Source organism: Paracholeplasma morum (assembly GCF_016907055.1).
Taxonomy (GTDB): Bacteria; Bacillota_I; Bacilli_A; order Acholeplasmatales; family UBA5453; genus Paracholeplasma; species Paracholeplasma morum.
Map to the genome: position 1 here is coordinate 18,790 of NZ_JAFBBG010000014.1, position 23,659 is coordinate 42,448.

At 33.9% G+C, this 23,659-nt stretch carries 24 protein-coding genes; 22 read left to right on the forward strand and 2 right to left on the reverse strand.

Annotation, left to right across the window (positions count from 1 at the left end):
- Positions 1 to 89 precede the first annotated feature (89 nt).
- The 5 genes from JN09_RS06465 (at position 90) to JN09_RS06485 (ending at position 2,612) form a co-directional block, all read left to right on the forward strand.
- Positions 90 to 374, forward strand: coding sequence for an ArsR/SmtB family transcription factor (locus JN09_RS06465; RefSeq protein ID WP_204433967.1), 285 nt, complete (start codon positions 90 to 92; stop codon positions 372 to 374).
- Entirely contained in the window at positions 367 to 1,386 is a 1,020-nt protein-coding gene (locus JN09_RS06470) for a permease (protein WP_204433975.1), read from the forward strand. The genes JN09_RS06465 and JN09_RS06470 overlap by 8 nt, the downstream gene beginning before the upstream one ends.
- Before the next feature lie 9 nt (positions 1,387 to 1,395).
- A complete protein-coding gene (locus JN09_RS06475; RefSeq protein WP_204433984.1) occupies positions 1,396 to 1,641 on the forward strand; it encodes a thioredoxin family protein in 246 nt (81 codons plus the stop codon).
- Between the two features lie 70 nt (positions 1,642 to 1,711).
- Positions 1,712 to 2,416 carry a hypothetical protein gene (locus tag JN09_RS06480; protein ID WP_204433986.1) on the forward strand — a complete coding sequence of 235 codons (705 nt, stop codon included), beginning with the start codon at positions 1,712 to 1,714 and terminating at the stop codon, positions 2,414 to 2,416.
- 10 nt (positions 2,417 to 2,426) lie between these two features.
- Entirely contained in the window at positions 2,427 to 2,612 is a 186-nt protein-coding gene (locus JN09_RS06485) for a hypothetical protein (RefSeq protein WP_204433988.1), read from the forward strand.
- Between the two features lie 37 nt (positions 2,613 to 2,649).
- Here JN09_RS06485 and JN09_RS06490 read toward each other — a convergent pair whose 3' ends face one another.
- Positions 2,650 to 4,458: a glycerophosphodiester phosphodiesterase family protein gene (locus tag JN09_RS06490; RefSeq protein ID WP_204433990.1), complete on the reverse strand. Its 1,809-nt coding sequence runs from the start codon at positions 4,456 to 4,458 to the stop codon at positions 2,650 to 2,652.
- Between the two features lie 101 nt (positions 4,459 to 4,559).
- Here JN09_RS06490 and JN09_RS06495 point away from each other — a divergent pair, with 101 nt between their 5' ends.
- Both JN09_RS06495 and JN09_RS06500 read left to right on the forward strand, forming a co-directional pair.
- Positions 4,560 to 5,558: a CorA family divalent cation transporter gene (locus JN09_RS06495; RefSeq protein WP_204433993.1), complete on the forward strand. Its 999-nt coding sequence runs from the start codon at positions 4,560 to 4,562 to the stop codon at positions 5,556 to 5,558.
- A 59-nt stretch (positions 5,559 to 5,617) separates the two neighbouring features.
- A complete protein-coding gene (locus JN09_RS06500) occupies positions 5,618 to 7,618 on the forward strand; it encodes an HD domain-containing phosphohydrolase (RefSeq protein ID WP_204434000.1) in 2,001 nt (666 codons plus the stop codon).
- 38 nt (positions 7,619 to 7,656) lie between these two features.
- Here the strand turns inward: JN09_RS06500 and JN09_RS06505 are convergent, their stop codons facing one another.
- Entirely contained in the window at positions 7,657 to 9,255 is a 1,599-nt protein-coding gene (locus tag JN09_RS06505; RefSeq protein WP_204434002.1) for an ABC transporter ATP-binding protein, read from the reverse strand.
- Positions 9,256 to 9,359: 104 nt separating this feature from the next.
- On the opposite strand from JN09_RS06505, the gene JN09_RS07705 reads away from it, so the two are divergent.
- From JN09_RS07705 to JN09_RS06575, 15 genes are all read left to right on the forward strand, one after another.
- Positions 9,360 to 10,454, forward strand: a complete 1,095-nt coding sequence (locus JN09_RS07705) for a PqqD family peptide modification chaperone (protein ID WP_204434010.1) — start codon at positions 9,360 to 9,362, stop codon at positions 10,452 to 10,454.
- Entirely contained in the window at positions 10,451 to 10,855 is a 405-nt protein-coding gene (locus JN09_RS06515) for a S24/S26 family peptidase (protein ID WP_204434012.1), read from the forward strand. The genes JN09_RS07705 and JN09_RS06515 overlap by 4 nt, the downstream gene beginning before the upstream one ends.
- On the forward strand, positions 10,855 to 12,006 hold the full coding sequence (locus tag JN09_RS06520; RefSeq protein ID WP_204434014.1) for a nucleotidyltransferase domain-containing protein: 1,152 nt from the start codon (positions 10,855 to 10,857) through the stop codon (positions 12,004 to 12,006). The genes JN09_RS06515 and JN09_RS06520 overlap by 1 nt, the downstream gene beginning before the upstream one ends.
- 125 nt (positions 12,007 to 12,131) lie before the next feature.
- A complete protein-coding gene (locus JN09_RS07690; protein ID WP_268939118.1) occupies positions 12,132 to 12,263 on the forward strand; it encodes a hypothetical protein in 132 nt (43 codons plus the stop codon).
- Between the two features lie 153 nt (positions 12,264 to 12,416).
- On the forward strand, positions 12,417 to 13,757 hold the full coding sequence (locus JN09_RS06525; RefSeq protein WP_204434016.1) for a hypothetical protein: 1,341 nt from the start codon (positions 12,417 to 12,419) through the stop codon (positions 13,755 to 13,757).
- A gap of 59 nt (positions 13,758 to 13,816) precedes the next feature.
- Positions 13,817 to 14,806 (forward strand): endonuclease I family protein, encoded by a 990-nt coding sequence (locus JN09_RS06530; RefSeq protein WP_204434024.1) that lies wholly within the window; start codon positions 13,817 to 13,819, stop codon positions 14,804 to 14,806.
- 64 nt (positions 14,807 to 14,870) lie between these two features.
- Complete coding sequence (locus JN09_RS06535) at positions 14,871 to 15,908, forward strand: hypothetical protein (protein ID WP_204434026.1); 1,038 nt, start codon at positions 14,871 to 14,873, stop codon at positions 15,906 to 15,908.
- 197 nt (positions 15,909 to 16,105) lie between these two features.
- On the forward strand, positions 16,106 to 17,608 hold the full coding sequence (locus tag JN09_RS06540; protein ID WP_204434036.1) for a putative bifunctional diguanylate cyclase/phosphodiesterase: 1,503 nt from the start codon (positions 16,106 to 16,108) through the stop codon (positions 17,606 to 17,608).
- Between the two features lie 87 nt (positions 17,609 to 17,695).
- Complete coding sequence (locus JN09_RS06545) at positions 17,696 to 18,931, forward strand: aminopeptidase (protein ID WP_204434038.1); 1,236 nt, start codon at positions 17,696 to 17,698, stop codon at positions 18,929 to 18,931.
- Between the two features lie 144 nt (positions 18,932 to 19,075).
- Complete coding sequence (locus JN09_RS06550) at positions 19,076 to 20,179, forward strand: AAA family ATPase (protein WP_204434040.1); 1,104 nt, start codon at positions 19,076 to 19,078, stop codon at positions 20,177 to 20,179.
- Positions 20,163 to 20,927, forward strand: a complete 765-nt coding sequence (locus JN09_RS06555; RefSeq protein WP_204434042.1) for a hypothetical protein — start codon at positions 20,163 to 20,165, stop codon at positions 20,925 to 20,927. Before JN09_RS06550 ends, JN09_RS06555 begins: the two co-directional genes overlap by 17 nt.
- A 129-nt stretch (positions 20,928 to 21,056) precedes the next feature.
- Positions 21,057 to 21,455, forward strand: a complete 399-nt coding sequence (locus JN09_RS06560) for a protein-export chaperone SecB (protein ID WP_204434043.1) — start codon at positions 21,057 to 21,059, stop codon at positions 21,453 to 21,455.
- A gap of 39 nt (positions 21,456 to 21,494) precedes the next feature.
- Positions 21,495 to 22,046 carry a chromate transporter gene (locus JN09_RS06565; protein ID WP_204434045.1) on the forward strand — a complete coding sequence of 184 codons (552 nt, stop codon included), beginning with the start codon at positions 21,495 to 21,497 and terminating at the stop codon, positions 22,044 to 22,046.
- Positions 22,043 to 22,597, forward strand: coding sequence for a chromate transporter (locus tag JN09_RS06570; RefSeq protein WP_204434048.1), 555 nt, complete (start codon positions 22,043 to 22,045; stop codon positions 22,595 to 22,597). Before JN09_RS06565 ends, JN09_RS06570 begins: the two co-directional genes overlap by 4 nt.
- A gap of 91 nt (positions 22,598 to 22,688) precedes the next feature.
- A complete protein-coding gene (locus tag JN09_RS06575; RefSeq protein WP_204434050.1) occupies positions 22,689 to 23,240 on the forward strand; it encodes an acetate uptake transporter in 552 nt (183 codons plus the stop codon).
- Positions 23,241 to 23,659 lie beyond the last annotated feature (419 nt).

The following is a 23,659-nucleotide window of genomic DNA, read 5'->3' on the forward strand; positions in this document are numbered from 1 at the left end:
GGAGGCTTTTTTTTGGTTGACTTAATTTTGATTGCGCGTTATCATATAGATAGATATCAATATAGATAAATATCAATATAGGAGTAACTATGAAAGAATATGCGATGCTATTTAAAGCTTTATCTGATGAAAACCGTATAAAGATTGTTCAAATGATTCAAAATGGAGAAACATGTGCGTGTACGTTAATAGAAGGGTTGGATATTACTCAGCCTACACTGTCCTATCATATGAAATATTTAACAGATTCAGGATTAATAGAATCTCGTAAAGATGGCAACTGGACTAAGTATAAGCTAAAAGAACATAGTATTTTGTTATTAAGAGAGTTCATTGAAGGGTTTAATCCAAAAGGTAACAGAGAGAATGATTAACAAGGTATTTTTGGGTCTGAATGATATATTTTTAAAGATGACTTGGTTAGAAGAATTGGTGAATCGATTCTTTATAGATCTAATTAAGCTAGAAGAAGACAGTGCACTATTCAAAGGGATTAGTTTTTTCTTTTACGATGTGATTAAGATCTTTATTCTACTTACGGTTCTTATTTTCATCTCTTCATACATTCAGTCTTTCTTCACACCTCTACGTACAAGAAAGATATTATCGAAATTAAACGGGTTTTGGGCAAACGTGGTTGGCGCATTATTAGGCACAGTAACTCCCTTTTGTTCATGTAGTTCAATTCCGATCTTTATTGGGTTTACTAAGGCTGGCTTGCCAATTGGGGTCACATTTTCATTTCTGATATCTTCACCACTGGTTGACTTAGCATCCATTATTTTATTAGCAAGCATCTTTGGTGTCAAAGTGGCGTTAGCCTATGTGATAACAGGCGTATTAATCGCAATCATTGGTGGGTCTTTGATTTCGGTATTCAAAATGGATCGTTATGTAGAAGACTTCGTTAAACCGGATGAAAATGAACCGATTAATAACACAGAAGAATCTAGTTTAACTAGAAAAGACCGAATCGACTATGCATTGAGTGAGATAAAAACAATCATTAAAAAAGTATGGGCATACATTATCATAGGGGTAATGATAGGCGCATTTATTCATGGGTATATTCCAAGAAGTTTTATTATTACAGTACTAGGCGATAAGAATCCATTCTCTGTTTTAATCGCAACTCTAGTAGGTATTCCAATGTATGCAGATATATTTGGAACCCTTCCGATCGCTGAAGCCCTCTTAGATAAAGGGGTTGGATTAGGGACGATACTCTCCTTTATGATGGCAGTAACAGCTCTTTCATTCCCGTCTCTAATTATGCTAAAAAAGGTTGTCAAAAAAGAACTTTTATTCCTTTTTCTTGGAATCGTATCGGTTAGTATTATTATCATGGGTTATCTATTTAATGTTGTTGGATATTTATTTATATAGGAGGGTAACATGGAAATCAAAGTATTAGGATCGGGTTGTGCAAATTGTAAAAGACTATTAGAACACGTAGAAAAGGCAGTAGAAGAACTAAATTTAAAGGCCACCATAACTTATGTGACTGATCTGGTGGAAATTGCGAAATCAGGACTTATGCGAACGCCAGGATTAATCATCGATGGTAAGATCGTATCCTCAGGAAAAGTCCTATCGATTAACGAAATAGAGACATTATTTAAAAACTCATCAAACGGATGAGTTTTTTCTTTAATAAACTTTAGATATTAATTAATATATGATATAATTTAGTTAAATATGGGGTGATTTCATGGAAGACTTACTAGGATTATGGTTTGGGTTTATTGGAATTGTCGTCGGAGCGATTATTACGTTTATTACGGAGATGATTCTAAGAAGAAATCAGATGCACTTTGACATCTCTGTTAAGGTTAGAGAAACCCTTATGGTACTTAATGATCAACTAACAAGTACACAATCAAAGGTGTTAAAGTCTAATGAACTATCACAAAACAAAGACTTGAAAGAGGGTTTAATTTCTCTAAAAGACACCCACTATGAATTAATGAATGCCTATAAGACATTTAGAATTCATATGGGAGATTTAAAGGCATATGAGCTTAATTCAGCCATTTATCAGTATTACTTTGATCTTGCGAAAGAGAAAAATACGCTTTCTGAATTAGAATATAGGCACGGTTATATGGCATTAAGACACGCATGCGGGTTACTCATTAATCAAACAAGATTTGAACTTGTCAAAATCAATTCAATCAAGAAAATCACCAAAAGTGATAAAACTTATCAGCTTAAAGAATATAGACGGTATGCAGAAACGATTTCTAAATGGATTAATCAAAACGAAGAGTGGATTACAAATTTTGAAGTAGAAAAAGATAACTCAAAACCGCTCTATAAAGCAAAAGAAACACTTATTAAGCGCATAAATCCTTTTTATCAAGAACTTAAAAAAATTGATCCAAAAATAACGATTAAAGTAAGACCAAATTACTAAGGAGAACGACATGAAAAAATGCTTATGGCTTTTACTGTGCTTATTCCTCGTGGGATGTAAAGACAAGAAAGATGAAAAAGAAGATACATCTACTGAAGCCACTTATCACCTAACAACCGGGAATTATATCGTGCTTTTACAATATCAAGATTATTCAACTGGCATCAACCCAACATTAGCCTTATCTTATAATTAGTAATAAAGCGACACTCATAATGGGCGTCGCTTCTTTTTTATTCAAATAGCCTTAACAACATTTCAATTAAACTGAAACGGTAATCCTCTAATACAATTTCTAGTGCAAGTAATGGGTCATCAGTAATGATGCCATCAACGTCTAGATTAGACATAAGTCTTATGTCTTCTTTGCTATTGGTTGTCCAAACATAAATACGCTTTTCCTTTTGATGGATAATGTCTATATAAGAACTATTCGACTTGAGAATATCTACGGATAACCCGAAATAATCGTACGTTGGACTATTGATGACATCCATAATATCTCCATAAAACACCGGTAACAACAACATCGTCTTAATTCTATTATCAGACAAGTCTTTGATGGTTTTTAGTTGAGTTCGGTTAAATGACATAATGATGACTTTGTCTTCTAGATTGTAAAGTTCAATCAACTCAAAGAGTTTTTCTTCGATTGGACTCGCAATGGATTTAAGCTCAAGATAGAGTTTTTGATTTCCTTCAGTTAGTATGAATACATCTTCTAAACTTGGGATTTTTTCGCCTTGATAGACTGGGTTAAACCAACTGCCAGTATCGAGAGTAGATAGTTCTTCATAGGTCAATGATTCGACCGTTTTATGCTCTTTCAAATTGGTTGTCCTAGAAACGATACTATCATGAAATACAACAAGAACCCCGTCTTTCGTCATTCTAATATCGAGTTCGATACCATCTGAATTTTGTTTCATGGCCTCTTCAAAAGCACTTAAGGTGTTTTCAGGCGCATAGTTTGAAGCGCCTCTATGCGCGATTACGAGTGGTCTATTGAATAATTCTACCCTAGACCTTTCCTGTTCAATTAAGTTTTTAAATGTTTGAAAGTTGATAATTGGCACGATTATGCCTAGAAGTACCAGGGATAGAATGAAACGTTTCTTATTAAAGGAAGAAGGTTTATAAGATTCTTTAGGAATCTCATAATTAGTCTTCTTGATGTAGTCTGAGAATATGTAAGCAAAGTGTATTGGAATGATGAACATTGATGAAATGAACGTTATCCCTATATAAAGACTATAGATGATGCTTAATAACACACTTTTAACGTAAATACTACCTTGTAAAATGCTAACCAATCCCCCAATAAGAATCAATAAAAGTGCATTGACAATGAAGATGATTAGATTGATTATCAGATTGATAGAAATAATCCCAAAGACGGTTTTATAGGGTTTGGATTGAATCATTTTGAATGATTTCATTAGAGCTTTTTTGGAGGATATACCTTCAAACTCAATGATCGGTGTAACATAAAAACTCAATATGAAAAGAATGAAGATGATGACAAGCGCTACAGTCAGACCTGTTTGAACAATTCTAAGTTCAATGATGCTTTGAAATAGGGTTGGAATACTTTTGTTTTGAAAGAACCCCAATAACTGAATGGCCTCAACCAAAATAAAGAACACAAAGGCTCTACTAATCAGTAAGAAGAAGTTGTTTCTAAACGCACTATGAAGCCTTCTTACACCATTTAATAAAAGGGTTTTCAAAGGGATAAAAGATTCTGTAAAACTGTGTTTAAATAGCTCTCCGAGGGTTAACATTTCATATAGTATGTATAAGGAAAAAATTAATAATACGATTAAGAATACTAAAATGGTATAAGGAGATTTTAGGTAGGCAATAAGACCGTTGTTTGTTAGGTATGTGATCCCGTTTAACCTGAGAGATAATATGAATAAGAGTCTCAGTATCGGGAATAATAGAAATACCCCAAATAAGCGGTAGATGATTTCAAATTGAATTAAGGTTTTGAGGTTAAAGGATAATCCCTTTTTTATTAAAGTGACTGTTTTAGTCATAGCATCACCTACTATTATTCTACCACTTAATGAAGAATCCCTCAATTTATTCACCTAGTTAAAACACACATGAAGTATAATAGAAATAGGAGGCGGTTAGTATGAAAATCAAAGACTATTTTACCCCTAAATCCTTAGTCTATACCGGCGAGGTTCAAAGAGAAACACAAATTAAGCATTACCATTATGAGAATAAATTAACCATTACGAACGATTTTTCCAAACTGGATAAAAAGAGTTATATTCAAGTAATTGGGCTTAAAGACGTTTCATCAATCGAAGCAATTAAGAATCATTTTAAGATTGACTCTTTAGTCTTAGAAGATGTATTAAACGTTGAACAACGTGTCAAGATTGAGGATAAGAGGGACTATTTATTCTCGGTCTTTCACGTGATCTATAAAGATAAAGAAAAAGTCAAAGAAGACTATTTAAGCATTTTATTGCTGAAAGACACGTTAATATCTTTTCATGAATCTGAGCCTTTATTCTTAGAACCTCTATATGGATTATTAGATCAATATAAAGAATTAAAAGAACACGGCATAGACTACCTGCACTATCAAATATTAGACATTATTACAGACTTACATCTAGATTTTATTGATTATTCTAGTGTTTTACTTGAATCATTTGAGGAAGACATTCTCGAACTGAAAAAACTAGACCAAGAAGATTTCTATACCATTCGTAAGCAATTACTAAGACTAAAAGGCATTAGTTCTCCTTTATACAAAGAACTAACAAAAGCCCTTAAGAATCCGATTTTTCAGGAAGATACGAAGCCTTACTACGATGACCTTCTTGACCATTTAAATAGACTTGAGGAACGTCTAAATGAACAACGTGAACTTACAAGACATTTATTAGACTTGTATATGAACAATCAGTCTAATCAGATGAATCAAATCATGAAGACATTAACCCTATTTTCAGCCATCTTCATCCCTTTATCATTCTTAACAGGATTCTTCGGGATGAACTTCAAGTACTTTGAAGCACTTGAACAAAAGTATGGTTTGGAAGTATTTATCCTTGGATCTTTATCATTAGTATTACTAATGCTCTATTTCTTTAAACGCAATAATTATTTCAAGTAACCTTGTGAAACGTTTCAAATCCATTTATAATAGAGTTAAAGCAGGTGGGGACATTGACTTTGAATGATTTTATTAACGTCAGTATTGAGCTAATTAACAACGCGATTATTTTGTTGGCCGTTGTGTTTCTGTATACAGCTACAGACTACGACACAGAAACCAAATCTTTGGGTAAAAAAAGCCTTGTTGGGGTTCTTTTAGGACTTTCAGTCATATTCGTTATGAGCAATCCTTGGGAGCTTACAACAGGGTTATTTTTTGATTCTAGAAGTATTCTTTATGTAATTACTGCACAGTTTTTTGGATGGATACCAACTTTGATTAGTATGTCTATAGGTATGGGATATCGTATCTATGTCGGTGGAACAGGGGTTTACTCAGGCGTGCTGACGATTATTTTTTCAAGTGCTGTAGGGATTATATTTAGATACACAAAGCTTAAAGAGCATTTTAGTAAGTCCTATTTATCCTATTATGCGATGGGGTTATTCACACATATTCTTACCCTACTAGCGTTTTTCGCGCTTGATAATCCACTTTCAATCATTAGATCGACAATCATTCCTTACTTGGTCGTATACCCGATTATCACCATGCTTATTGGTATCGCAATTGATAATCAACGTCATAGACTAGACTTAAACATCTTAATCGAAAAACAACGTACACTTCTTAAAGCATCATTAGACTCAACGACAACGATGGAGATGTATGCGCTAGATCAGAATATTTGTTACTTGAACTTTAATGAGTTTCACAAAAATCAAATGGAATTGTTTTATGGCGTAAAGATTAAAGAAGGCGACGACTTCTTGATAAACATCAGAGAACCTAAAATGCGCCTAAGACTTCAACAAAACATTCAAAAGACGCTTAAAGGTGAAGTGGTCATCGACTCAAGTGAAGTTGAAGACACTCCGGGAAAGTTCTTAGAAGAAAGATTTTCGCCTATTTATTATCAAGGATCGATTGTCGGTTGTATGGTTTTCTCAAGCGAAATCACAGACCGCAAAAAGTATGAAGCATCCATTTTATACCTAAGCTACAATGATGCCTTAACTGGTCTTTATAATAGAAGATATTATCAAGAAAAGATTTTATCCATTGACTCTGAAAAGAATCAACCAATCTCCGTTGTCATCTGTGATATTAACGGACTAAAAATCATGAACGATGCTTTCGGTCATGACGCAGGTGACGAACTCCTGAAAGAAGTATCCTTTCAACTGAAACAAACATTCCAAACCAAAGGATTCGTTTGTCGTACTGGTGGTGATGAGTTTGCAGCTATCCTCTCCAATACCACATACGAACAAGCCTCCTTTATGGCAGACAAACTGAAACAATCTTTAGAAAAGAAAAACATTCGTGGCATGATTGTCTCCGTGTCATTTGGGATTGCTACTAAGCAGCAAGACGAACCTATTGAGGTTGCGTTAAGAACAGCTGAAGAAGCGATGTATAAAAACAAGCTCTTCGAAATATCCAGTCACCGAAATGAATCGATTAAAACGATTCTCAATACACTATATGAAAAAAATCCAAGAGAACACAAACACTCAAAAAGAGTATCTGAACTGTGTATTTTAATGGGTAAAAAACTAGGCTTTAAAAATGATGATCTTAATCAGCTAAAAGCGATATCCAATCTTCATGACATTGGAAAGATTGCCATTGATGATTCGATTTTGAATAAACCAGGTAAACTCACAGAAGACGAGTGGGAAATCATCAAACGCCATCCAGAGATTGGTTATAGAATCATTTCAACCTCGCCTGAATATGCAGAGATTGCCAATGACATTTTATCTCACCATGAGAAATACGATGGCACAGGCTATCCTCGTGGCCTTAAAGGTGAAAATATCCCAATTCGTGCGAGAATTATCGCGATTGCGGATGCCTTTGATGCCATGGTCTCAAGAAGACCTTATAGAGAACCACGTTCGATAGAAGATGCTAAAAAAGAAATCCTAAGATGTTCAGGCACACAATTTGATCCTAAACTTGTGAAGATATTCTTAGATATTCTTGAGAAAAATCCAAGTGTAATAGAATAATAAATGCCAGCAATCCTACGAGGTTGCTGGCAATTTTGTTAACTTAAGTCAATGAGTTTTGTATAGTTTGATAGAGGTCTATGTGAAATAAATAGGATGGTTTTATCCTTTAACTTGTGAAGGTTATCGATTATTGCTTTCTCAAGTGCCGGATCAAGTGCACTTGTGACCTCATCTAAAAGTAAGATCTTAGAATCTCTAAGCAGTGCTCTTGCGATCGAAAGTCGTTGAAGTTGTCCAATAGAAAGGCCTGCATTTTCGGTTAGAATTGTATGATAACCTTGTGGTTTTGTATTAATCTCTTCATCGATTAGACACAACCTACAAACTCTTTTAACTTCTTCGATCGGTATATTTTTTCCAAGGGTTAAATTCCTGTAAATAGTATCTGATAAGATGTAAGGCGTTTGTGGGACGTAACTAAAGTATTTTCTCGTTGTCTCATTGATATTCATATAGTTGTCTTTAGCATAAAACCTAATATTACCATTATAAGGTCTGATGAATCCCAACAACAGCCTAAATAATGTGGTCTTGCCTAAACCAGAGTCTCCTTTAATCCAGACAAAGTCGCCTTTATTGATTTCTAGATCAAGTTTATCTAATACCCATTTTTCATCATACCTGAAGGATACATCCTTAAATACAATCCGTTCAAATTCAAAATCGGTTTCTTTTTTTGAACCTTCTTGTTGAATGTCTTTGATAAAGCTTAGATGGGTAATCGATTGAATCATTTGATAATACTTAGGAAGTATGTTCGATAATCCAGAGAATGGGGATTGAATGTTTTGGACTAATTGAATGATTGCGGTAAGCGCACCAATTGAAAGAAGTCCAAGACTGATTTGATAAGCACCGAAGATGATTGAAAATGCGTATCCAAATCCGAAGAATAGGTTTAATCCAAAACTGGAAGCCACGGAAATCTTCGTTTTACTCATGCGGGTCTTAATTAGTCTGTTGGTGTTTTCATTCAAGTTATTGAGTGTGAAATCTTCCCCCTCAAAAGCTTTAATCACCTCTAAATGGGATAAAGAATCCGTCATTTCTGTATACATGATGTTTTCAGCCTCAATAGCTTTTTTATGTGTCTTTTGAAGTGGTTTCTTTAAGAACCTTGAAATTCCAAGTAGAATGAGCCCTAGACCTAAGAAGAGTAATGCGAATATTGGGCTTAATAAATAAAGCACAACAAAAGCTAATAGGAATCTTAAAATATAGAAGATCAATTTAGGAATTAAGTCTAACAACCCTTCTGTAACAATACTCAAATCACTCTTAAACAAATGAGTTAGACTGCTAGAATGCGTTTTTTTCACCTGTTGGTAAGCCCCATTTAATAAAAGGTGAAAATAGTCTTGTTGGATCGCACCATATAGCTTATTTTGATAATAGACTTTTAAGTAGTGATTAACCATTTGACCAACTAATTGTAGGAGAAGTAGTCCAACTAGAATACTTGCATATAAAGGAAAATCCTTGTGATTGATGATGGCATAGTCAATGGTGATTTTCGAATAATAGGCGAATAAAACGGCAGTTGAAGATAGAACCACTGAAAGTATCGATAAAATAACTAACGGAAATCGTAGATATTTTTGGTAAGGTAAACTAAATCCTTTTAATGTATTCATAAGTGACGCTCCCTAATTTATAGTTATTTTATCATATGTTTGCTATTTTTTTACATATGATATGCGCTTACATGGTATAATATATTAAAAGACGGGGTATCAACGTGAGTACTTATTCAATCGCTGGAATTAATATTCTATTAAAACCTATTCATAAGGATTATTTTTCTATGACTTTAGAGCCCTATAAGTCTAATGGGCCTTTTGATTATGCAATAACATCAAAGCTTGTTGATGTGATTAAACCTATTGACATGACGCCAATTATGCATGAAAAGTATCGCTTTTTTTATGAAGTCGATGGGGTTTCTATCATGCAAGTCAAACATCAATCTGGATTGATTAAGTATGAATTAAGAACCTCTAAAGACTATAAGACTCAAGCATTATTCTTTGTCAAAGATCTTATTAAGGATATGGAATCTATTGAGTACATTTTATACTCTATGTCATTTTTAGAGGTTGCAATGCGCGAAGGATTTTTACCTATTCATGCATCAAGCCTTGTATTAAATGATGAGGTTATTTTGTTTTCTGCGCCCTCCAAAACAGGTAAAAGTACGCATGTTAGATACTATCAGGAAGTATTTCCTCACGCCTTTAACCTGAATGACGATAAACCCCTAATCAAAGATGGTTATGTCTATGGGACGCCATTTTCTGGTAAGTCGAAACACAACCTCAATGCCAAATACCCACTTAAAGCGCTTTGTTTTATTAAACAAGGAGATACCACGAGCATCTCAAGACTATCTAAAGATGAAAGTACCATTTATCTACTTAAGAATATGTTAAGACCTAGTCAGGAATCTATATGGGATAAAATGATTCCAATCATGAATGAGGTATTAACGGTTGATACGTATTTAGCTTACTTAACAAATGAACAAAAAAGTGTATTTACCACTTATCATGGATTTTATAGGGAGAAAATTATGAAACTAAAAGATGGTTTTAAATTAAAAGAAATAGGTTCAAAAATCATGGTTTTACCAACTGATAATGAAGCCCTAAACTTTAATGGGATTATGACACTTAATCAAAGTGGAAAGGTCTTATTTGAGGCGCTAGAAAGTGATCAAACCATCGATTCATTAGTAACCATCCTAACGAATCGTTATGAGATTTCCGAAGAAGAAGCGTTAAAAGACGTGGTGTTATTCATCGAGACGCTTAAAAAACATAACGTTCTATTATGAAACTAAACTCAGAGACGTTATTACCCATTGTCATTGAAGAACTCAATCTAGGGAAAAAAGTTACATTCAAAGTAAAAGGACATTCCATGTGGCCATTTTTTAAGGACTCTATTACAGACGTCACATTAAAGAAATCTACATATAGAAAATGGGATGTTGTCTTGGCTAAATACCAAAATCAATTTGTATTACACCGCATTATAAAAGTATATGATGATGGTTTTATCTTAAGAGGCGATGGTGCGGTTCGTAAAGAGTTTGTCTTAATTGAAAACGTCTATGGGAAAGTCGTTTTTTATAAGACTAAAAAACAAATCATTGAATCTAGCAAGTTTAACCGACTTAAGGTAAAACTCTGGGTTCTAAACCCATTTAGACGTCTACTATTGAGGTTCAAATAATGGATACGATTTTAAAGGCAACCCGTTATGCCCTAGAAAAAAAGTTAATCGATTTTAAAATTGAAGATGAAAAGTCTTTTGTCATATCATTAAGAGAAAATGGGTTATCTGGCTTAATCTTTACCTATATTCAAGATGGCCTAGGCTCATCCAAACTCGATCAATATAAAACTCAAATTCTTTATGACTATGCTTTAAGAGATGAAAAACAACTAAAGTTAATTGATAAATTAAGAGAGATCTTAAATGAAAACGCGTTTAAACATGTCTTCTTAAAAGGGTCTAGACTTAAATCATTGTATGAGAAAAGCTATATGAGAGGCATGGGGGATATTGACATTCTAGTTGAGTCTTTTGAAATGAAGCGTATTGAAGCTGTCTTGTCAAATCACGGCTTTAAAGTAGAACAAAAAAGCCCAGCACATGATGCCTATAGTTACGAGGGGTTAGAAGTAGAGATTCACCCTACGTTAATGAATGATTTTAACCCTAAATACGAACTCTTTAAAGATGCGTTTAGTCACGCAATCCAAAAAGAGTTATACGAGTATGTGTTTGAACCAAATTTTGAAACGTTATATTTGATGTATCATTTAGCAAAACACTTCGAATCCAGTGGTGTCGGTTTAAGAAGCATTTTAGATATAGGATTATACGTTAAGGCTTATGCGAGTATACTCGATAAAAGCACTTTAGAATCCTATTTAACAAGTATGTCTATGACGCGATTTTATAATGTAATGCTCGAATTAAATAAACGATATTTTGGGATTGAATCTGATCTTCAAATAGGCGCATTTACATTCACTGAAGAAGAGTATACTAATGTTTCAAATTACATAATGACTTCTGGAATACATGGCAGTGGACACAGTTTTAACCAGATGGCACCTAGACTTGTGAACACACAAAACAAGAAACAATCCAAATGGTTTGTTTTAGTAAAAGTTTTGTTTCCAAGTTATAAGAACATGAGAATTATGCATCCCAAGTTAAAAACAAGATTACTTTTGCCTGTTTTCTACTTGATTAGGTTTTTCAATCTAACGATCAAAAGAGGTAAGGATTCAAGAATGAAACTTAGACAATTAGAGGATAGTTCTAAAAACAAAGAGGCAGTCAAACAAGTGTTTAAGACGCTGGGATTATAAAAAAAATAGGAATTATTAGATAGCGTTTACATAAATTTTACTAAATCATGACAATGTAGCATTGATATATGTATATATATGTGATACTATCTATATAAAATATTAGATACATGGGAGGTATTTAAATGTTTGAAAAAGAGAAGTACGAAAAACCCACGGTAGAAGTGGTAGAATTTGAACTATCAGATTCAATTGCCGAAAGTGGACTTAATGCAAAAGGTCTATTTGGGTTTGAAGAGATTTGGGGGGACGAATAATGAAAAAAACTACTATTAGTAATTAGCTTAATCTTAGCATTATTCGGTTCAAGTGTTATCGTTAATGCGGCAGAACTAGATTCAGTTACAGTTGCTATTTCTTCATCAGTAGACGATGGAGCAATCATAAATGCTGATCCGCAGACTAAAAATGTGGGTGATACCCTTAGTTTCAACGCATCAACACTTGATGGTGTTAACCAATTTGCGTTCTGGGTTATTAATGGATTCGTAAGAACTGACCTAGCTGCAAACCTTAGTGTTCGTGTTCAATCTTCGATGAGTGTATTTGGTTTATTCCATACAGAAGGTAAACATGCTGTCCTATTTGTCGATTCTAATGGGAAATTAATTGATCAAGTTAGTGTATTAGACAATGGTACTGCTGGTGCCCCTGATGTTGAGGGTTATACAAAACCTGGTGGATTGCTGGTAGATTCAGTTAATCCTTGGAAATCATTAGAAGGTGAAACTTCATTGGAGAACATCGATTCTTCAAGAGTGTATGTATTACAATATACTGAAGCAACTGGTGACATTAACATTCTTATTGAGGGTGGTCTTGTAGGATCCATTGATGCAGTTAGGAACCAAGTAGTTGTCGCGGTTGCAGCTAATTCAAGCACATTCACACATTGGGCAGATGAAGAAGGAAACGTGTTATCATACAAACCAACTTATGCATTCACTGCACTTGAAGATACTAAGTTATTTGCAAAAACAACTGCAGTTACACCAACTTCATTTGTCTCTATGAAAGATTTGACAGGTATTCGTGATGGATATGAATCATATATGGGTCGCGTTGAACTTCAAGGCGATGATTATTTGGTAGAGTATGGATTTATCTATTCAGACACAACAGAAGATATCACACTCGATACAACTGGTGTCGTTATAGCAAAATCTAACGTAGCTAATGCACAAACAAAAGAGTTTTTAATGAGCTTTGTTTCTGAACACCATGTTACAACAAGAGCTTATGCTATAGTAGATACTGGCACAGAAATAGTAACCATCTATAGTGACTTAATCGTTAAGAATCCTGTAGAAGTTGAACCGGTAGTTTACACGGCTACTATAGATACAAGTGGATCTTATGGTAGTAATATTGCAGATGGAGTTATTTCCGCTGATCGTTTAGCCATTACTAATCCAGGTACTTCGAGTATTAGCGTAAGTTTTCGTAAAAATTCCTCAAGCACAACCTCGATTTTTAATAATAGTGGTGGGCAAATTAGATTGTATAATGGCTCTTCTAGTAATGGAGGACAACTTACGATTAGTTTATCATCTGAGTATATTTTAACGAGCATTACAGTTGAAACTGACACAAACACTGGTTATTCAATAAATGGCAGTAGTTCTATTAGTTCAAAAAACCAAACAACACAGTTAACTGAAGCATCATCAAGTTCAGTTGTAATTAAGAATGTTGGATCAGGTCAAGTTAGAATAGAATTAATTACTATAACATATACTTTAAAAAAATAGCCCCTACAACAGATGAAACACCACCACAGATAACAAGTTATTACCCTAGTAAGTTATCTATGGTTGTAGGGGATGATATAATCATTCCATCTTGTAATGCAATAGATAATAAAGATCCCTACCCTGAATGTGGTTATAGAGGTACTTTCGATAACACAAGGGTAGGGTCTTATACAATTACATTTTTTGCAGCAGATGAGATGGGTAATCAATCAACCTTAGTATTAACCTATATCGTAACTGAAGAAGAAATTGTTCAACCTTTAGACCCAAATATTCCAAGTGGATATTATGCAAATGCAGAAGGAAAAAATGGCAGTCAATTATTTACTTCATTAAAAACAATTATTTCCGGTCATACGATATATTCATATTCAAGTACGAGTGATAAACTTAGTTATATAGATGCTGACTTAAATAATCCATCAAAGGTATACACGATTTATACAGGAACTGCTGTTAACGGCACTTGGGATAGTGGCAATACTTGGAATAAGGAACACGTTTGGCCTCAATCTTCTTATGATGAGGCATCGCCTATGGTATCTGATATGCACCAGTTAAGAGCTGCAATTCCAAATGTTAACTCTCAAAGGAGTAATTATTACTTTAATACAACAAGTAGTACTTCTGGAAGTTACCATTATGAAAGTAGTAAGTTCTATCCAGGTGATGATCATAGAGGTGACGTTGCGAGAATATTGCTATATATGGCAACTAGGTATTATGATGAGAGATTAAGACTTACAAAAGATAACTCAGGTTCTACAACAAGAAATGCAAGAGAGATTGGTGATATTGATCAACTTCTTGCTTGGCATATTGCTGACCCAGTGGATGAATTTGAAGTCCAAAGGAATAATAGAATTTATGGATATCAAAAAAATCGAAATCCATATATCGATAGACCTGAATTCTATGAATCTGTATATTATTACTTATTAGATATTGCTGGAAGCATACGATCGAATAGTTATAAAGAAACAATAGAGATTTACCAAACGATTCAAGTCCTATATGTACCTGAATATCAAAAAATAGAACTATAGATATTAGGCACAACCTCTCTTGGTTGTGCCTTCAGTTTAGTTTTATTAGTAAAGGAGGATTAGTTTGAAGAAATTTACACTTATATTAGCGCTTATACTAAGCTTAGCTGGGTGTAGTAAAAAACAAGTAATATATGATCCACCTAAGGATTTAAGATATCATGAAGACACTTTTAAGGTTTCTTGGACAAGTGTCAAAGATGCGATTTCCTATGAAGTATCGATTAATGATGAAACGTATCACACAACCGATACGTATTATGATATGAGTACATTTGATACAGGCATATATGCAGTCAAAGTAAAAACTATATTTAAAGACAACAGTTCAAGATATAGTTTGGCTATCAATATTACGATTATTAAGACGGTTGCTGTTTCGGTATCTTTACAAGGGGATACATTAACATTTGAATCAGACACAAAAGACATTATCTATCAAGTTACGAATTATGATTATCTAGGTAACGTAATAGGTAAAGACACTGTAGATAAAAACACATACAAGATTAATTCAGATATTGGGTTTAAACGCTTGGATGTTAAAGGGTTTTTAAACAATTTAGTCATATATGATAAAACCCTTAGAGTTAATGTAGATGGGTATACGTATTTTAGTGGAGATGATTACCTATTAATTAGCCAAGTAATAGGTAATGAGGTTTACTTAAATGGTCTTTTGTTAGCAAGTTCAAACTATATTGATGATGAGAACGGGTTATCTTTAACCAAAGCTTATTTGGAAACACTAGATTATGGTAGTTATGAGTTAAGAGTAGAAGGCGAAGATACCTATTTGACCACCTTAGTTCTTTCTGAAACACAAAAACCAAAACTCACCTCAAATCCTTCGGTAATTTATGAAGGGTCTGATGTCACATTCGAGTTTGAACTATATACTGGATCATTCAGAGGTGTTTATACCAATCCAACTTTAGAAGAAGGAGATTATTCCTTCACAGATGGTGTATTAACAATCAATAAGTCGTATATTGATGCGGTAGTTCTTAATGAACCAGACCGCAAACAAATATTTTTCCAATATGAACTGACTAATAATGAAGTGACTGTAATTGGATATTTAACCATTCGCTTGAGCTAAGGACTCAAGAGAATGGTTTTTTTTAACGGATTTGATATAATATTAGTATAAAGTGGGGTGTTTATATGTTTAAAAAGTATTTTCACCGTGTATCAACCGAGTTGAACCGTGATAAAAGTCCGCTCAAGAACTCACTATTCATCATTACACAATACCTTATAATTGGGATCCTGTGGATATTTTTTTCAGACCTCTTTTTGAAATTATTTGTTACAGATATCGAAAAACTAGATGAACTCCAAACGCTAAAAGGCATTTTATATGTATTAATCACAGGATTGATGTTTTATTTGATCATTAAAAAACGTATGGATTTATACGCAGACACAATTGACGAATTAAGAATATCCATTACTGAACTTGAAAAAACCAACCACACTTTATCCGTACTTGAGTCACAGCTCTATGATTTAGCTTATTATGATGAACTTACAGGGTTATTATCGAGAAACATGATTGCCCGTAAAGTACTTGAACATATTGAACATAGCCCAAATGATATTCTTGGGTTTGTATACCTCGATATTGATGATTTTAAACATGTTAATGAACTGAAAGGTCATGATGTAGGAGACCAATTATTAATTCAAATTGCCAATGAACTTAAAGAGATTGCTGGAGAGCCACATATTGTTGGAAGATTAGGTGGGGATGAGTTCGTTGTCATATTAAAGAATAACCTTCACAGAGACTTATTACTAGATATGATTAAGTCTCATGCATCGAAAATTCATAAATCATTCATTTTGGATGGGGATGAATACTTTGTCAGTGTCTCGGCAGGTGTAGCCTCTTATCCACACGATGGGAAAGACTATAAAACGCTTTTAAAGTGCGCAGATATGGCTTTAAGTATTGCAAAACAAAGGGGTAAAAACCAAATCATCCTATATAGTGAAGTGTTTGGTTCTGAACTCCAAAAACAAACAGATTTATCCAACCTATTAAATCATTCGATTACAAAAAAGGAATTGGTTGTTTATTATCAACCGGTCTATAATCTTGAAAGTAATAAGGTTAGATCCGTAGAAGCTTTGATTAGATGGAACCATCCGACGAGAGGGCTAATTCCACCTATGGAATTTATCCCGGTTGCTGAAAGAACTGGCTTTATTAAAGACCTTACTTGGTTTGTATTAAAAGAGTCATTATCTCAAATTAGAGCTTGGGAAAAAGAAGGCTATGACATGATGATTTCAGTTAATCTATCGGCAAGAGTCCTAAACGATGCCTCATTCTTATCTAAGTTAAAAAGAGTTGTTGCGGAAGATAAGATTCTTACCCATAAATGCATATTTGAAATTACTGAATCCTCAATATTAGAACATATTGAAGAATCCATCATAACCCTTAATGAATTAAGAGCTATGGGCTTTAAACTGTCTCTAGATGACTTTGGGACAGGGTATTCATCCCTAACTTACCTTCAACGGTTACCGCTTCATGTTGTAAAAATAGACCGAGGTTTCACAAGACAAGTTAAGTTTGATAATGATCAAAATCCCCTAATCAAATATACGATAGAACTCGCACATGCGTTAGGACTTAAAGTGGTTGTCGAAGGGGTAGAAGAAGTATATCAACTTAAAGCACTAAAATCGATGAATGCGGACTTCATTCAAGGGTATCATATCGCAAGACCGAGCCTTCCAGATGAATTAGACAAAACCCTATTCAATAAAACAGAAAACCCTTCTTAATGTGGTGTGTGTAAAACACACCATTTTTTTCGATTTTCTTCCTAATTTATGGTAAGTTTGTTATAATACTTTTTAAGGAGTGATAGTATGCCAAAATTATCGTTATTAGAAAAATACGCAAAACTAGCTGTAAAAGTTGGTGTCAACGTACAAAAAGACCAAGTGGTGGTCGTTAGAGCAACCACAGAAACCAAAGAACTTACACGTTTAATCGTGAAAGAAGCTTATGAAGCAGGTGCTAAAAAAGTAATTACTCAATGGAGTGATGACTATTTAACCCGTTATGCTTATGATTATCAATCGGTTGAAACCTTGGAAGAAGTTCCAGGCTATGCTATTGAAACAAACCGTTATTATGTAGATAACAACGCTTGTTTCATTAATGTTATTTCGCCTATGATTGGAGTTAATCAAGGCGTAGATCCAGTTAAGATGGCAAAATCATTAACAGCTACACAAAAAGCATTGCCATTCTTAAGAGAATACACCATGGGTAACAAAGGTCAATGGACCATTGTTGCTGCATCCAACACCGTTTGGGCTGAAGCAGTGTATCCAAACCTAAAAGGGGAAGAAGCTAAAGAAGCATTATGGACAGCTATTCTTAACGCTTGCCGCGTGTATGAGGATTCAGATCCAATTGAAAACTGGGCTAAACACAATGCAGAATTAAGCAAGCATAATGTAATCTTAAACGAACTAAACTTCAAAGAACTTCGTTTCAAAAACAGTTTAGGGACTGACTTAACCGTTGGTCTAGTTGAAAACCATGTATGGAGTGGTGGTGGAGAAAAAACAACTTCCGGGGTTTATTTCAATCCAAACATTCCAACAGAAGAAACCTTCACAATGCCTTATAAATGGGCAACTTCTGGTAAAGTAGTTGCAACCAAACCGCTTAACTATCAAGGCACACTTATTGAAGATTTCTACCTAGTGTTTGAAGAAGGTAAAGTCGTTGAGTTTGATGCTAAGAAAGAAAAGAAGACGTTAGAAGAATTACTTAACACAGATGCTAATGCTAGATATATTGGTGAAATTGCTTTAATTAGCCATGACTCGCCAATTTCTAACACGAACCTTTTATTCCTAAATACGTTATATGATGAAAATGCTTCATGTCATATGGCTTTAGGAAGAGCTTATCCAATGAACATTAAAGGTGGACTTAATGCACCAATCGAAGAGCTTGAAAAGAAAGGGTATAACAATTCACTTATTCACGTAGACTTCATGTTTGGTTCTAAAGATATGTCCATTGTTGGGGTTAAGCATGATGGTTCTGAAGTAGTAGTATTTAAAGACGGAAACTTCGTAATCTAGTAAAAATGCCTTCGGGCATTTTTTTTATAGTTTCTAGAGGCTAAGTAATTATTATACTCTTAATATATGCCGTAAAAAAAATACGGATAATTTGACAACTAGTTACGGAAGTGGTAAAATATCTCATAAAGTGAGGCTAATAATATGTTAAAAAAGTTTACAGTTCAAAATTACAAAGGGTTTAAAGATGCTATTTCAATTGATTTCTCTAAATACAGAGATTATAAATTCAATAGTCATGTGATTAATAACGGACTTTTGACAAAGGCTGTCATTTATGGAAAAAATGCTACTGGAAAGACGAACTTTGGGTTGGCTTTGTTTGATATCACTTTGCATTTAGTAGATAAACAACAATCTCCTCATGAATACATTAATTATTTGAATGCTGCTAGTGTTGAATCATCAGCAAGTTTTGAGTACATTTTTTTACTAGACAATACGGAAGTATCTTATAGATATAAGAAAAAGAACGCCAATAAGCTAGATTTTGAGGAACTCTATATTGGAGAAAATAAAGTATATAGCTACAGTTATACAGCAAAAAGAGGCGACTTTGAAAACTTAGAACTAGTTGATGCTAGTTCCCTCCAAGTTCCAACTGATGAGATGAGTATATCAGTATTAAGATACATTAAGAACAATACAGTTCAAGAAAAAAAGAGTATTCTAAGTCAGCTGTTCTATTTTGTGGAACATATGCTATGGTTTAGGTCTTTGGGTGATAATGAGTACATCGGGTATAAAAATGGAATTGACTTTATCATGGAAAGAATTATTAAAGATGACAAACTATCTGATTACGAGAGATTCTTGAATGATATGGAAATCCCCTTAAAACTTGAGTTAAGGACGGATATTACCGGTAAGGGAACCATTTATGCGAAGTTTTCTGATAAATACTTAAACTTTTGGGAGATTGCGTCTAATGGGACTAAGGCTCTAACATTGTTTTATTATTGGAGTCAAAAGTTTTCAGATATTTCTTTCTTATTTATTGATGAGTTTGATGCCTTTTATCATACGGAGATTTCAGAAGTTATCTTAAAAAAACTCACCGAATCAAAATTAGGTCAAGCACTAGTGACTACGCACAATACTGGGATTATGTCTAACAATTTTATGAGACCAGACAGTTATTTTATTTTGTCTAAGAATAAGCTGACACCTCTTTCAGACTGTACCGAAAGAGAATTGAGAGAAGGACATAATTTAGAAAAGATGTATCGAAATGGCGAATTTCTCTAATACTCAAAATATTCTATTTATTGTAGAGGGGACTTCAGCAGAACCCAATTTAATATATCATTTACAACGTGTATTTGACAAAGACAGAACGTACAGTATTTATTCATATGAAACTTCGATTTATGAACTCTATGAAGAGTTATCTGAAGACGAAAACTTAGATATAGTTTTACTTGCGAAGGAGTTAGCAAAGACAGAGGAAGAACGAAAAAAGCTTTCTAATAAGTTTTCAAAAATATACTTGTTATTTGATTATGATCCTCATTATCAAAAGTTTTGCAATGAAAAACTTCATAAAATGCTTACACTTTTCAATGACTCAACTGATGGTGGAAAGCTGTACGTTAACTATCCAATGATCGAGTGTTTTAGACATATAAAGCAAATGCCGGATCAACAATTTATAGGTAGGACGATTAGTCAAAATGACTTGCTTGAATACAAAAAAATAGTTGGGAACTTTAATCGCTATACTAATTATGGTAAGTTGAAATATAGTGACTTTAGAGACATTATCATCCATCATTTATCAAAATTAGGGTACTTATTGCACAATCAAAAGAAGATTTTTGTAGAGGACTGTTTCGATATCGACTCGTCTGTTTCAATCGCACTTTTAGATAAGCAGTATAAGTCGTATATAAATGATGGTTTATACGTCATCAACACTTCAATACTCTACTTAATAGACCTAAAACAAGGTAAATTTGTTCATTCGCTCATGAAACATCAGCTAAAATTTCAATAGTAAGTGTGCTTTCTTAGATTAAGAACTAAAATGATTTTTCACATATGAATTATCAGTATACTTGTATTATCCAATTAAGACGTTTTATTACGGTTTGATTGATGTTATAATGAACATGAGGTGTTAATCATGTTACCAATGAAACGAACGAATATCGTTATTACCAGAATGGAACTTGTTAATAAGCATATAGCAGGGACTTTTCAACTGAATCATAAACTGACAAGGCACACTGGTAAACTATCAGACCAAGTTTATTACACAGAACTTAGGTTTGAAGTCCTAGATCATGCCGATACGGTTTATCCTATTAACATTGTCGTTCATATGAGAGGGATTTTTGAGTTTCATGTGGCGGAAACAGAAGATGCGATTGAAACATTCTTAAAGAAAGATGCGGTTACGTTTTTGTACCCATACTTAAGGGCAACGATCACACAGATGACCACACTTGCGATGATTCCACCTATCGTTATTCCGATATTAGATACGAGTGTTTTATTTCCAGATGAACAAACCATGAATTAAACAGCCAGCTGTTTAATTCTTTTTTAGAAGGGGTAGTATATGAAGAAAAATGAATACTTAGATATCTTCTTCACATTCTTCAAAATCGGATTATTTACCTTTGGGGGTGGATATGCCATGATTGGAGTTATGCAAAGAGATATTGTTGAAAAGAAAAAATGGATTGATGAAGAAACGATGTTAGAACTCATTACCATTAGTGAAGCAACCCCAGGACCATTTGCGATTAATGGGGCAACTTATATTGGTTATCAACATAAGAAGTTCTTAGGGTCTTTGTTTGCAACTCTAGGCGTCGTATTACCGAGCTTTATTGTGATTTTAATAATCTCACTATTTCTAGAAGCCTTTAGTGAGAATGTCTATATTGCAAACGCCTTAAAAGGAATCTCTGCTGGTGTATCTGTATTGATCTTTAATGCTTTATTCAAATTATCAAAAAAAGTGAAAATGAATGTCATTAACATACTTTTAATTTTAATGGCGTTTGGGGTATCGTTTTTTACCAATTTCTCAATTATCCTTTTATTACTGATTACAGGGATATTTGGGTTTATCGTATCTTTTATTCAAAGAGGTAAGAAGATATGATGGCACTCTTAAAGTTTTTTTTCGTATTCTTTAGAATCGGTTTATTCACCTTTGGCGGTGGGTATGCGATGATCCCGATGATCAGACAAGAAATGACCCTAGGGGGTTATTTGACTGTCGATCAAGTCAATCAGTTTATTGGGATTGCAGAATCTACCCCAGGACCATTCGCAATCAATATGGCAACCTTTGCTGGGTACCATAGTTATGGCATTTGGGGTTCCGTATTCGCAACCCTAGGCGTAGTACTCCCTAGTTTTATCATCATCCTTTTAATTGCTTATTTTAGCGATAAGTTCATTAAGACTAGACCAGTTCAAACCATTCTAAGTTACTTAAAACCTGTTATTCTTGGGTTAATTCTAAGTGCGGGGATTGGGGTATTGTTACATGCTATATTAGGTGATTACTTTGAAGAAATCACATTTGATTATAAAGCATTAATCATATTCTTATGTGTATTTATCTCATCAAAGGTTTTTAAAAAGTTATCTCCTATTCACTTAGTACTGTTATCGGCTTTGTTGGGGCTAATTGTATACGCTTTATAGGTGTTTTCATTGACTATAAGCGTGCCTTTTATTATAATTGGAATAGTTGGCTAGACCAACTAAAAAAATAGATAATAGGAGACATTACTTCATGCAAAAAGAATTAAAATTAGCTAATCCAGGACCACTAGGTTTATTAGGGTTTGGATTAACAACCGTATTACTGAATTTACACAATGCAGGCTTAATCCCACTATCGATGGTAATCATCGCTATGGGTATCGCAATGGGGGGATTCGCACAAATCATTGCCGGTGTTTTAGAGTTTAAAACAGGCAACACTTTCGGTGGAACGGCTTTTACTAGCTATGGTTTCTTCTGGTTAAGCTTAGTGATTATTTGGTTATTCCCTAAAGCTGGCTTAGAAGCTGACAAGGTTTCAATGGGCTTTTACTTATTGTTGTGGGGCTTATATACAGCATTCATGTTTATTGGCACATTAAAACACAATAGAACAACCCAAATCATCTTTGGATCATTAGCGTTATTATTCTTCTTACTTGCCTTAGGAGATTTCACTAAAGTAGAATTAATCACAACCATTGCTGGTTATGTTGGTATCTTCTCAGGGTTAAGCGCATTTTATGGTGCTGTTGCTCAAGTGGTAAATAACGAGTTTGGAAAAAAAGTATTGCCTCTATAAAAAAATATAAGAATCTCTTTCGTTAGAGATTCTTTTTTTCTAAATAAAAACGTGTTATACTAACTAAAAAGGATTGATACTATGACAAAAGCTCAAAAAACACTTGTATGGGTTTTATTATGTACAAGTAGTATAGGATTTTTTGGAAGTCTAATTGACAATGGACTCAGTACATTTTTATACTTTACCCACCAATCTAACCTCATGGTATGGATTACCTCTATTTTAGTTATAAAAGGAAATCAGAAGTATCTACCGTGGCTTTCCATGATAACGTTAGTAAGCATCTTAATGACTGGGATCATATTCAACACCTTATTGATTGAATATGAAGCAAGCATGGCACCTCATCATCTTTTTTATTGACTAGGAAAGTTCATCCTTTATTGTTCTATCATCTAACAACCACACAGTTTTTT